Annotated in this window: 10 protein-coding genes; all 10 read left to right on the top strand. The window is 66.0% G+C overall.

All coding sequences use genetic code 11. The features are described 5' to 3' along the window. The first annotated feature begins 157 nt into the window (after window positions 1–157). The 10 genes from J2X50_RS04575 (at window position 158) to iolB (ending at window position 12,477) form a co-directional block, all read left to right on the top strand. Window positions 158–979 carry a TIM barrel protein gene (locus tag J2X50_RS04575; RefSeq protein ID WP_429092108.1) on the top strand — a complete coding sequence of 274 codons (822 nt, stop codon included), beginning with the start codon at window positions 158–160 and terminating at the stop codon, window positions 977–979. Window positions 980–1,278: 299 nt separating this feature from the next. Then, on the top strand, window positions 1,279–2,217 hold the full coding sequence (locus tag J2X50_RS04570; RefSeq protein ID WP_347965933.1) for a substrate-binding domain-containing protein: 939 nt from the start codon (window positions 1,279–1,281) through the stop codon (window positions 2,215–2,217). Between the two features lie 100 nt (window positions 2,218–2,317). Beyond that, window positions 2,318–3,856, top strand: a complete 1,539-nt coding sequence (locus J2X50_RS04565; protein WP_429092106.1) for a sugar ABC transporter ATP-binding protein — start codon at window positions 2,318–2,320, stop codon at window positions 3,854–3,856. Between the two features lie 32 nt (window positions 3,857–3,888). Further along, complete coding sequence (locus J2X50_RS04560) at window positions 3,889–4,932, top strand: ABC transporter permease (protein ID WP_429092103.1); 1,044 nt, start codon at window positions 3,889–3,891, stop codon at window positions 4,930–4,932. A gap of 98 nt (window positions 4,933–5,030) precedes the next feature. After that, window positions 5,031–6,020, top strand: a complete 990-nt coding sequence (gene iolG / locus J2X50_RS04555; RefSeq protein ID WP_429092101.1) for an inositol 2-dehydrogenase — start codon at window positions 5,031–5,033, stop codon at window positions 6,018–6,020. A gap of 170 nt (window positions 6,021–6,190) precedes the next feature. Next, window positions 6,191–8,119 (top strand): bifunctional 5-dehydro-2-deoxygluconokinase/5-dehydro-2-deoxyphosphogluconate aldolase, encoded by a 1,929-nt coding sequence (locus J2X50_RS04550; protein ID WP_429092098.1) that lies wholly within the window; start codon window positions 6,191–6,193, stop codon window positions 8,117–8,119. A gap of 65 nt (window positions 8,120–8,184) precedes the next feature. After that, a complete protein-coding gene (gene iolD, locus J2X50_RS04545; protein ID WP_429092095.1) occupies window positions 8,185–10,035 on the top strand; it encodes a 3D-(3,5/4)-trihydroxycyclohexane-1,2-dione acylhydrolase (decyclizing) in 1,851 nt (616 codons plus the stop codon). A 341-nt stretch (window positions 10,036–10,376) separates the two neighbouring features. After that, on the top strand, window positions 10,377–11,294 hold the full coding sequence (iolE, locus tag J2X50_RS04540; protein ID WP_429092092.1) for a myo-inosose-2 dehydratase: 918 nt from the start codon (window positions 10,377–10,379) through the stop codon (window positions 11,292–11,294). Window positions 11,295–11,454: 160 nt separating this feature from the next. Then, the gene (locus tag J2X50_RS04535) at window positions 11,455–11,658 is read left to right on the top strand and encodes a DUF3329 domain-containing protein (protein ID WP_429092090.1); all 204 of its coding nucleotides are present in this window, start codon (window positions 11,455–11,457) and stop codon (window positions 11,656–11,658) included. 6 nt (window positions 11,659–11,664) lie between these two features. After that, on the top strand, window positions 11,665–12,477 hold the full coding sequence (iolB, locus tag J2X50_RS04530; RefSeq protein ID WP_429092087.1) for a 5-deoxy-glucuronate isomerase: 813 nt from the start codon (window positions 11,665–11,667) through the stop codon (window positions 12,475–12,477). Window positions 12,478–12,491 lie beyond the last annotated feature (14 nt).

The following is a 12,491-nucleotide window of genomic DNA, read 5'->3' as shown; positions in this document are numbered from 1 at the left end:
CGCAGGAACTTCCTGGCCGGCCGCCTGAACGAGAATCTATCAGGAATGATGGGTTTCTCGCCACTAGATGGATTGACTATTCCGTTCTAGGCGAAGAATGGAATGAAACGGCTGCCGACGAAGCTGCCGCGGCAGGATGGCCAAGGAGGAACCCGGCATGTCCACGACCAGCAAGCTGACATTCGCGCTGAACCACATGGTGGCGCCGGAGCTGAAGCCCGCCGCGTTCTTCGCGCTCTGCCGCGAACTCGGCATCAGCGACGTCGAAATCCGCAACGATCTTGCCGGCAACGCCATCGTCGACGGCACGCCGGCCGGTGCGATCAAGGCGCTGGCGGCGGAAAATGGAATATCCATAACAAGCATCAACGCGCTGCAGCGCTTCAACGAGTGGAATGCCGCGCGCGAGGCCGAAGCCATCGAACTGGCCGACTATGCCCGCGACGTGGGCGCCAGCGCCCTGGTCCTGGTGCCGGTCAACGACGGCACCGGGCAGGCGGACGGCGAACGCCAGCGCAACCTCAGGACGGCGCTGTCGGCGCTCAAGGCCATTCTCGGCGACCGCGGCGTGCGCGGCCTGGTCGAGCCGCTCGGCTTCGAGATCTGCTCGCTGCGTTCCAAGCGCGAGGCGGCCGAGGCGATCGAGGATGTCGGCGGCACGGCCACGTTTCGCATGGTGCACGACACCTTCCATCATCATCTCGCCGGAGAGCCGGACCTTTTCCCGGGGATGACCGGGCTAGTGCATGTCTCCGGCGTCGACGATCCGGCGGTGACGGTGCCAGACATGCGCGATCCGCACCGCGTGCTGGTCGATGCTGGTGATCGCCTCGACAATGTCGGCCAGATCCGGGCGCTGATCGCCGGCGGCTACCAGGGCCTGCTCTCCTTCGAGCCGTTCTCGCCCGCCGTGCACAGACTGGCGGATCCTCGCGCCGCGCTCGCCGAGAGCATCGCGTTCATCCGCGCGCGGACCTGAACAATCTTTCCGGCAAGGCGATCACCGCGGGTGGCCGTCCGTCCGCGGCCCGCGCTTACGCAAGTTTGATCGGCGGACTATGGAATGTCTCTTGACGTTCGACCGGAATATGGAATAAACATTTCATATAGAAAAAGCACGGCCCGAACATTCTGAATTGGGCCGGCCATCGGGAGGCGGGTGCCGCACCGACATCGCAGAGGAGCGATGGTGGCGCCCGTGGAAATGGGCCTTCGGCAGAGCCGCGGGCTTCCGGCGTATGGGGTGCAGCCGGGCACCGTTCGTGGAGGAGAGTCATCATGAAGAAATATTTGCTCGGCGCCGCATTGTCGGTGCTGCTGGCGGGAACCGCGTTTGCCGGCGACATCGGCGTCAGCATGGCCAATTCGGACACCTTCCTGACCGTGCTCCGCAAGGGCATCGAGAAGGCGGCGGCGGACGCCAGCCAGCCGGTGGTCATCGAGATCGCCGACGACGACGTCAACAAGCAGCTTTCGCAGGTGCAGAACTTCATCGCCGCCAAGGTCGATGCCATCATCGTCAATCCGGTCGACACCTCTGCCACGGCGCCGATGACCAAGCTTGCCAACGAAGCGGGCATTCCGATCGTCTACGTCAACCGCGAGCCGATCGACGTCGGAGCGCTGGGTGCCAAGGGTGCCTTCGTCGGCTCGAACGAGGTCGATTCGGGCACGCTGGAGACCAAGGAGGTCTGCCGCATCCTCAAGGAAGCCGGCAAGACCGAGGCGGGCATCCTGATCATGGTCGGCGACCTCGCCAACCAGGCAGCCGTGATGCGCACCAAGGACATTCACGATGTGAATGCCGGCAGCGAGTGCGGCGTCAAGCTGAACGTCATCGACGAGCAGACCGCAGGCTGGGATCCGGTCAAGGCACAGGACCTGATGACCAACTGGATCGCCGCCGGCCACAAGCCCGACGCCGTGATCTCCAACAACGACAACATGGCCATCGGCGCCATCAACGCCATGAAGGCGGCCGGCTGGGACATGAAGGACGTGATCGTGGCCGGCGTCGACGCCACCCAGGAAGCGCTCGCCTACATGAAGGCCGGCGACCTCGACGTCACCGTGTTCCAGAACGCGGCGGCGCAGGGCGGCGGCGCGGTCGACACGGCCATGAAGCTCGCCAAGGGCGAAGCCGTGACGTCGCCGGTCTGGGTGCCGTTCGAGCTGGTCACCCCGGCGAACATGGACCAGTACACGACCAAAAACTGATATGATCCGCGGAATGCGCCGTCGCCGGACGGCGGCGCATTTTCCCTGAAGGACTATGCCCCGCGCAGGCGCCGGGCCGGGCCTGGGAGGACCGATCGCCATGCACAGCACAGGTATGATGGAAGCGGCGCCCGCAGGTGGCGCCGCGACGGACGCCGGCTACCTTCTCGAGGTCGAGAACGTCCGCAAGGAGTTTCCCGGCGTGCTTGCGCTCGACAACGTCCAGCTCAGGCTGAAGCGCGGCAGCGTGCATGCGCTGATGGGCGAGAACGGGGCCGGCAAGTCGACGCTGATGAAGATCGTGGCCGGCATCTACACGCCCGATTCCGGCAGCTTCAAGCTGCGCGGCCAGGACATCCGCCTCAAGGGGCCGCTGGACGCGCTCGAGAACGGCATCGCCATGATCCACCAGGAACTCAACCTGATGGCGCCGATGACGGTGGCCGAGAACATCTGGATCCGCCGCGAGCCGACGACCAGGCTGGGCTTCGTCGACCATGGCGAGATGCGGCGCAAGACGGCCGAACTGTTCAGGCGGCTCAACATCGACATCGATCCCGACGTGCAGGTGGGCACGCTGACGGTGGCCAGCCGCCAGATGGTCGAGATCGCCAAGGCGGTGTCCTACGAATCGGACGTGCTGATCATGGACGAGCCGACCTCGGCCCTGACCGAGCGCGAGGTCGACCACCTGTTCACCATCATCCGGGCGCTGCGCGAGCAGGGCAAAGGCATCATCTACATCACCCACAAGATGAACGAGCTGTTCGAGATCGCCGACGAGTTCTCGGTGTTCCGCGACGGCAAGTACATCGCCACCAAGGCCTCGACCGAGGTGACGCGCGACGACATCATCAGGATGATGGTCGGCCGCGAGATCACCCAGATGTTCCCCAAGGAGGACGTGCCGATCGGCGACGTGGTGCTGTCGGTGAAGGGGCTGACGCTCAAGGGCGTGTTCCAGGACGTCTCCTTCGACGTGCGTTCGGGCGAGATCCTCGGCATCGCCGGCCTGGTCGGCTCGGGCCGGTCGAACATCGCCGAGACGGTGTTCGGGGTGACCCCGGCGAACGCCGGCACCATCGAGCTGTTCGGCAAGACGGTGCGCATCGACAGCCCCTCGACGGCGATGAAGCACGGCATGGCGTTCCTGACCGAAGACCGCAAGGAGACAGGCTGCTTCCTTCTGCTCGACATCCAGGAAAACACCCAGATGGCGGTACTGCAGTCGGGCTATGTGAAGAGCGGCTTCGTCAAGCAGAAGCAGCTGAGCAAGGACTCCGTCGAGATCAGCTCGGCGCTCAGGGTCAAGACGCCCGACATGGCCGAGCCGATCATCAACCTGTCGGGCGGCAACCAGCAGAAGGTGCTGATCGGACGCTGGCTGCTGACCAAGCCGAAGATCCTGATCCTCGACGAGCCGACGCGCGGCATCGACGTCGGCGCCAAGGCGGAAATACACCGGCTGATCTCCAAGCTCGCGGGGCAGGGCGTGGCGGTCATCATGATCTCGTCGGAAATGCCCGAAGTGCTGGGCATGAGCGACCGCATCATGGTGGTGCACGAAGGCCGCGTCACCGGCTTCCTCGACCGCACTGAAGCCAGCCAGGTCAAGATCATGGAACTCGCGTCGCACTGAGCGGTGCCAAGAACCACAAGGGTGGAAGAACCATGTCGACGAACGAGATTGCGGGACCCGCAAACGTCATCGGAAGCAAGAAGCGCCTGCCGCCGGAGGTTTCGATCCTGGGCGTGCTGATCGGCATCGCCATCGTCTTCGAGATCCTCGGCTGGATCCTGGTCGGCGACAGCTTCCTCATGAACAAGCAGCGCCTGTCGATCATCATCCTGCAGGTGTCGGTGATCGGCATCATCTCGGTCGGCGTGACCCAGGTCATCATCACCGGCGGCGTCGACCTGTCGTCGGGCTCGGTGGTCGGCCTCGTCGCCATGGTGGCGGCGAGCCTCGCGCAGACATCGGCCAACCCGCGGGCGGTCTACCCCTCGCTCACCGACATGTCGCCGATCTGGGCGATCCTCGCCGGCCTCGGCGTCGGCCTGCTCGCCGGCTTCGTCAACGGCACGCTGGTGGCCAGGACCAAGATACCGCCGTTCATCGCGACGCTCGGCATGATGGTGTCGGCGCGCGGCCTCGCCAAATGGTACACGCTCGGCCAGCCGGTAGCCCTGCTCGACGACAGCTTCACCTGGTTCGGCAAGAGCTTCAACGTGCTGGGCTTCCCGCTGCCGCTGCCGGTGATCATCTTCCTTCTGGTCGCGGTGGTCTTCCATGTCGCGCTGGGCTACACGCGCTACGGCAAGTTCACCTATGCCATCGGCGCCAACCCGCAGGCGGCGCGCGTTTCGGGCATCAACATCGGCGGCCACCTGATCAAGGTCTATGCCATCGCCGGCCTGCTCTCCGGTCTCGCCGGCGTGGTGACGGCGGCGCGCGCCGCGTCGGGCCAGCCGGGCATGGGCGTCGCCTACGAACTCGACGCGATCGCGGCCGCGGTCATCGGCGGCACCTCGCTGTCGGGCGGCGTCGGGCGCATCACCGGCACGGTGATCGGCACGATCATCCTCGGCGTGCTGACCTCGGGCTTCACCTTCCTCAAGGTCGGCGCCTACTATCAGGAAATCATCAAGGGCATCATCATCGTGTCGGCGGTGATCATCGACCAGCACCGCCAGAACAAGCGCAAGAAGGCGTAAGCTAAAACAGGCCGCCCGGCACCCGTCGGCGGGCGGCCCCATCCCCACAGATCAAGATTGCAGGCCCGGACGGCGCGGGCCACGGAAATGAGGTTGTCATGACAGTTCGGTTCGGTGTCCTGGGCGCAGGCCGCATCGGCAAGGTCCACGCCAAGGCCGTTGCCTCCAACCCGCAGGCGAAGCTGGTTGCGGTGGCCGATGCCTTCGAGAAGGCAGCCAACGATCTCGCCGAGGCCTATGGCTGCGAGGTTCGCTCCATCGATCAGATCGAAAAGGCGTCGGACATCGATGCGGTGGTGATCTGCACCCCGACCGACACCCATGCCGACCTGATCGAGCGCTTTGTGCTCGCCGGCAAGGCGGTGTTCTGCGAGAAGCCGATCGACCTCGACGCCGCCCGCGTCGAAAAGTGCCTGGCCGTGGTCGAAAAGGCCGGCGGCACGCTGATGGTCGGCTTCAACCGCCGCTTCGACCCGCATTTCGCCGCCGTACGCAAGGCGATCGACGACGGCGCCATCGGCAAGGTCGAGCAGGTGGTGATCACCTCGCGCGACCCGGGCCCGCCGCCGGCGGAATACATCACCCGCTCGGGCGGCATCTTCCGCGACATGACCATCCACGACTTCGACATGGCGCGCTTCCTGCTCGGCGAAGAGCCGGTGGCGGTGACGGCGACGGCCTCGGTGCTGGTCGACAAGAAGATCGGCGAGCTCGGCGACTTCGACAGCGTCTCGGTGATCCTGGTGACGGCGAGCGGCCGGCAGTGCGTGATCAGCAATTCGCGCCGCGCCACCTATGGCTACGACCAGCGCATCGAGGTGCATGGCTCCGACGGCATGGTGTCGGCCGAGAACCAGCGGGCGGTGTCGATCGAGGTCGCGGGCGCGCTGGGCTATACCCGCCCGCCGCTGCACGACTTCTTCATGACCCGCTATACCGAGGCCTATGCCAACGAGATCGCAGCCTTCATCGCCTCGGTGACCAAGGGTGCCAAGATCTCGCCCCACGGCAAGGACGGCCTGATGGCGCTGAAGCTGGCGGATGCGGCGCTGAAGTCGGCCAAGGAAGGCAAGACCGTCCGGCTCTGAACTGTCGGCACTGGGCGCCTCGGGGGTAAGTGGCCTCGGGGCGCACAGTCACAATCTGTCGATGGAATGAAAATTCCGGTTGACGTACTATTGGAATTGAAATTGCATTGTGTGGCCTGCGAGCAGACGAAGCGGGCAGGCCGGCGCGGCGGAGCGACCGGGAGGACAAAATGACCGACCCCAAGAACCAGCCTACACTCGACGTCATCACCATCGGGCGCGCGTCGGTCGATCTCTATGGCCAGCAGACCGGATCGCGGCTGGAGGACGTGGCGTCCTTCGCCAAGTCGGTCGGCGGCTGCCCCGCCAACATCGCCATCGGCACCGCCCGGCTCGGCCTGCGCTCGGCGCTTTTGACCCGCGTCGGCGACGAGCACATGGGCCGCTACATCCGCGAGCAGATGCTGCGCGAGGGCGTGTCCGACAAGGGGCTCGTGACCGACAAGGAGCGGCTGACGGCGCTGGTGCTTCTGTCGGTCGAGAACGACAAGACCTTTCCCCTGATCTTCTATCGCGAGAACTGCGCCGACATGGCGCTGTCGGAAGACGACATCGATCCTGCCTTCATCGCATCCTCCCGTGCGATCGTCGTCACCGGCACGCATTTCTCGCGGCCCAACACCGACGCCGCCCAGCGCAAGGCGATGAAGCTGATCAAAGAGGCCGGCGGCAAGGTGGTGTTCGACATCGATTACCGCCCGAACCTCTGGGGCCTCGCAGGGCATGCCGCGGGCGAGAGCCGCTACATCGCCTCCGACAAGGTGTCGAACCACATCAAGGGCGTCTTGGCCGACTGCGACCTGATCGTCGGCACCGAGGAAGAGGTGCTGATCGCCTCGGGCGAGAGCGAGCTTCTGGCCGCGCTGAAGACCATCCGCTCGCTGTCCAACGCGACCATCGTGCTGAAGCGCGGGCCGATGGGCTGCATCGTCTATGACGGGCCGATCGCCGACGACCTCGAGGCCGGCATCGTCGGCAAGGGCTTTCCGATCGAGGTCTACAACGTGCTGGGTGCCGGCGACGCCTTCATGTCGGGCTTCCTGCGCGGCTGGCTGGGCGGCGAGAGCCTGGCAACGGCTGCGACCTGGGCCAATGCCTGCGGCGCCTTTGCCGTGTCGCGGCTGCTGTGCTCGCCGGAAATCCCGACCTCCGACGAGCTGCAGTTCTTCCTCGAGAACGGCAGCAAGGAACGCGCCCTGCGCAAGGACGAAGCGATCAACCACGTGCATTGGGCGACGACGCGCCGGCACGAGATCCCGTCGATGATGGCGCTGGCCTGCGACCACCGCATCCAGCTGGAGGACATCGCCGCGCGCACCGGCGCGGATGCCCGGCGCATCCGCGACTTCAAGGTTCTGGCGGTGAAGGCGGCGGCCAAGGTGGCCGATGGCCGCGAGGGCTACGGCATGCTGATCGACGAAAAGTTTGGCCGCGAGGCGATGTTCGAGTTCGCCCGCCATCCTTTCAGCTGGATGGGGCGCCCGGTGGAGTTGCCCGGCTCGCGGCCGCTGCGCTTCGAATTCTCGCAGGACATTGGTTCGCAGCTGGTCGAGTGGCCGGTCGGGCACTGCATCAAGTGCCTGTGCTTCTACCATCCCGACGATCCGGCGGAGCTCAAGGCCGAGCAGCAGCAGAAGCTGCGCGCGCTGTTCGAGGCCGCGCGGAAGGTGGGGCGCGAATTGCTGATCGAGATCATCGCCGGCAAGCACGGCAAGCTCGACGAGAACACCATTCCGCGCGCGCTGGAGGAGCTCTATGCGCTCGGCATCAAGCCGGACTGGTGGAAGCTCGAGCCGCAGGCGTCGGCGGCCGCGTGGAAGAAGATCGAGGCGGTCATCACCAGGAACGATCCCTATTGCCGCGGCGTGGTGTTGCTCGGGCTCGAGGCGCCGCTGGCCGAACTCGAGGTGGCCTTCGCAGCGACTGCTGACGCCCCTGTCGTCAAGGGTTTCGCGGTCGGGCGCAGCATCTTCGCTCATGCGGCGGAACAGTGGCTCGGCGGCAAGATGACCGACGATGCGGCGGTGGACGACATGGCCCAGCGTTTCGAACAGCTGACCACGGCATGGCTTGCGGCGCGGGACCGTCGGGCGGCATAAATCGAAAGATAGCTGTAGCGAAGCCGGCATCCTCGGATGCATCGCTGCAGCGGGAGGAGAAGACGATGACCAAGACCGTTCGCCTGACCATGGCGCAGGCGCTGACGCGCTACCTGACGCGGCAGATGACCGTGATCGACGGCAAGAAGCTGCCGCTGTTCGGCGGCGTGTGGGCGATCTTCGGCCATGGCAACGTCGCCGGGCTCGGCGAGGCGCTCTACCAGGTGCGCGAGGAGCTGCCGACCTATCGCGCCCACAACGAGCAGGCGATGGCGCATGCGGCGATCGCCTTCGCCAAGGCCAATTTCCGCCAGCGCATGATGGCTGCGACGAGCTCCATCGGCCCCGGCGCGGTCAACATGGTGACGGCGGCGGCGCTTGCACACGTCAACCGCCTGCCGGTGCTGCTCCTGCCGGGCGACGTGTTCGCCAACCGCTTGCCGGATCCGGTGCTGCAGCAGGTCGAGGACTTTGGGGACGGCACGGTGTCGGCCAATGACTGCTTCCGCCCGGTGTCGCGCTATTTCGACCGCATCACGCGGCCCGAGCAGATCGTCCCGGCCCTGGCGCGCGCCATGCAGGTGCTGACCGATCCGGCCGAATGCGGCCCCGTCACGCTGTCCTTGTGCCAGGACGTGCAGGCCGAGGCCTATGACTATCCCGAGAGCTTCTTTGCCGAGCGGGTGTGGACGCCGCGCCGGCCGCGCCCGGACCGCGACGAATTGGCGACTGCGGCCGAGGTGCTGAAGGCGGCGAAGAAGCCGCTGATCGTGGCCGGCGGCGGGGTGCTTTATTCCGGCGCGTCGGATGAACTCGACCGTTTCGTGCAAGCCACCGGCATCCCGGTCTGCGAGACGCAGGGCGGCAAGTCGGCGCTGACCGACGAGCACGGGCTGAACATGGCGGCGGTCGGCGTGACCGGCACGGAGGCAGCAAACCGGCTGGCCGAGGAGGCCGACGTGGTGCTGGCGGTCGGCACGCGGCTGCAGGATTTTACCACGGGCTCGTGGGCGCTGTTCAAGAATGAGGGCAAAACCATCATCGGCCTCAACGTGCAGGCGTTCGACGCCGGCAAGCACCGAGCATTGCCGTTGGTCGCGGATGCGCGCGAAGGGCTCGCGGAACTCGGAGACGCGCTTGCCGGCTACAAGGCGCGGGCGTCATGGACCGAGAACGCCAAGGCCGGCAAGGCCGAGTGGCGCAAGGCCGCGGCCAAGGTGACGGCTGCGACCAACGCAGCGCTGCCCTCGGACGCACAGGTGATCGGCGCCGTGCAGCGGACGCTTGGCTCCGACGTCATCGTGCTGCATGCCGCCGGCGGCCTGCCGGGGGAGATGCACAAGCTGTGGCAGGCGGGCGGACCCGGCTCCTACCATTCCGAATACGGCTTCTCCTGCATGGGCTACGAGATCGCAGGCGGCCTGGGCGCCAAGATGGCGCGGCCGGACAAGGAGGTCGTCATCATGATCGGCGACGGCTCCTATCTGATGCTGAACTCGGAGATCGCGACATCGGTGATGCTCGGCCTCAAGCTCACCATCGTGCTGCTCGACAACCGTGGCTATGGCTGCATCAACCGGCTGCAGATGGCCACCGGCGGGGCCAACTTCAACAACCTGCTGCGTGACACCAGGCACGAGATTCTGCCCGACATCGACTTCGTCGCCCATGCGAAAAGCCTGGGCGCAAATGCCGAGAAGGCGGCGTCGATCGCCGATCTCGAAGCGGCGCTCGACCGCGCCCGCAAGAGCGACCGGACGACGGTGGTGCAGATCGATACCGATCCGCTGATCTCGACCGGCGAGGGCGGCCACTGGTGGGATGTCGCGGTGCCCGAGGTGAGCCCGCGCGCCGAGGTCAACGCCGCGCGCAAGGGCTACGAGGAAAAGCTCAAGCTGCAGCGGGTGGGGGACTAAAGCTTGGCCTGTGAGGCTGGCGCTGCCCCTCACTGTCCTGCCGGACATCTCTCCCCGTAAACGGGGAGAGACACGCTGGCCGCACTGATTTCGCCAATCGGCACCGCCGGCAATGATTGGCGGAGGCGGTGACGACAGCCACTCTCTCCCCGCCTGCGGGGAGAGATGTCCGGCAGGACAGTGAGGGGGCAACGCCGAGGATCTAACCCTCCCCCTTGTGGGGAGGGTCGGCGCGAAGCGACGGGGTGGGGGTACCCGGCGTCGCACTCTGTGATCATTACCCCCACCCGCGCCTGCGGCGCGACCTCCCCACAAGGGGGAGGTAAGAATGGAGAACTGACGTGAAAGCCAAACTGGGCATGTCCCCCATCGCATGGTGGAACGACGACCTTCCGGAACTGAGCGATGACGTGTCGCTGGAGGAGTGCCTTCGACAGTCGCGCTCGGCGGGTTTCACCGGCATGGAGCAGGGGCGCCGGTTCCCGAGCACGCCAGAGGCGATGCTGCCGATCCTGAAGAAGGCGGACGTGACGCTGTGCGGCGGCTGGTTCTCGGGCACACTGGTCAACGAGGAGCTGGCGGCCAACAAGGACCGCATCCAGCCGATGATCGAGCTGTTCAAGGCGGTCGCAGCACCCTGCATCGTCTATGGCGAGGTCGGCCGTTCGATACAGGGCGACCGCTCGAAGCCATTAGCGACAAAGGCGGTGCTCTCGGACGACGAGATGAAGGCCTATGCCCGCAAGCTGACCGAATTCGGCGAATGGTGCGCGGAGCAGGGCATGCCGCTGTCCTATCACCACCACATGGCGGCGGTGGTGCAGTTCGAGCACGAACTCGACGCCTTCATGAAGCATTCGGGCGAGGGAATCCCGCTTCTGCTCGACGCCGGCCATCTCGCCTTTGCCGGCGGCGACGTGCTGCGCGCCATCGACCACCACCACAGGCGCATCAGCCACGTGCATGTGAAGGACGTGCGTTTGGACGTCATCAAGGGGCTCGACTGGACCAGGCAATCCTTCCTCGACGCCGTGGCGCTGGGCGCGTTCACGGTGCCGGGCGACGGCTCGCTCGACTTCGGCAGGATCGTGCAGAAGTTCGCGGACTACGGTTACGAGGGCTGGTTCGTGGTCGAGGCCGAGCAGGACCCAAGGAAGAACCCTCCGCTGAAGATGGCCGAGGTCGGCCATGCCGAGCTGATGCGGGTGATGACGGCCGCCGGCTACACGGTGGAGACGCAGGGCTTTCCTGCCGCATGACCCCGAAAGTCGAAGCCGATTTTCGGTCGAGGTCATGCGATGGTCCAAGGTGTTGCGGCGTCCTTTGCGCGTCTCCGACGCGCGGCGCCGTAATGCTTGAGGGCTGTCGCCGAGCCGGTTACGATCCCGGAGTGTCGACCGGCGAGGCAGTACGCAATTGATGAACGACCAGAACCATCCGTTCCTCAGGCCGCTGTGGCGGCGCATCGTGCTCGTCGGCATCTGCGCGGCGTGGTCGGCCCTGGAGTTCGCCACCGGCTCGCCCTTCTGGGGCACGCTGGCGGGCGGCATGGCAGCACTCGGCGCCTACCAGTTCCTGATTGCCTACAAACCCGGCGACGACGCCGCCCCCGACAAGGAGTGAGAGACCATGTCGAAACTCTTGATCAAGCCGAAGCACGGCGCGGGCCGGGCGATCCACGTCACCCCGGAGACCGCCGGCTGGACCTATGTCGGCTTCGACCTGCACAAGCTCGAGCCCGGCGATACCTATGGCGACTGGACCGCGGACCGCGAGACCTGCCTGGTGCTGGTTTCGGGCAAGGCGCATGTGCGGGTCGGCGAAGACGATCTCGGCACGCTGGGCGAACGCATGTCGCCCTTCGAGGGCAAGCCGTGGTCGGTCTACGTGCCGGCCGGCGGCGACTGGTCAGTGCGGGCCGAAACCAATGTGGAACTGGCGGTGTGCACGGCGCCCGGCCTGAACGGCGGCCATCCGGTACGCATCATCGGGCCCGACGACGTCAAGCAGGAGGTGCGCGGCAAGGGCACCAACACGCGCTACGTGACCAACATCCTGCCCGAAAGCGAGCCGGCGGATTCGCTGCTGGTGGTCGAGGTGATCACGCCCGGCGGGCACACGTCGAGCTATCCGCCGCACAAGCATGACGAGGACAACCTGCCGGCGGAATCGCTGCTGGAGGAGACCTATTACCACCGCCTCAACCCGCCGCAGGGCTTTGCCTTCCAGCGCGTCTATACCGAGTTCGACGATACCGGCCACCGCGAGATCGACGAGGCGATGGCGGTGGAGGACGGCGACGTGACGCTGGTGCCCAAGGGCTACCACCCCTGCGCCGCCTGCCACGGCTACGACCTTTACTATCTCAACGTCATGGCCGGGCCGGTGCGGACGTGGAAGTTCCACAACGCCAAAGAACATGAGTGGCTGCTGAAGGCCTGAGGGCCGACGGTCAA

This window comes from Aminobacter sp. BE322 (assembly GCF_050433525.1).
Lineage (GTDB): Bacteria > Pseudomonadota > Alphaproteobacteria > Rhizobiales > Rhizobiaceae > Aminobacter.
The sequence above is the reverse complement of the archived record's forward strand: the minus strand, read 5'-3'. Positions and strand labels throughout refer to the sequence as shown.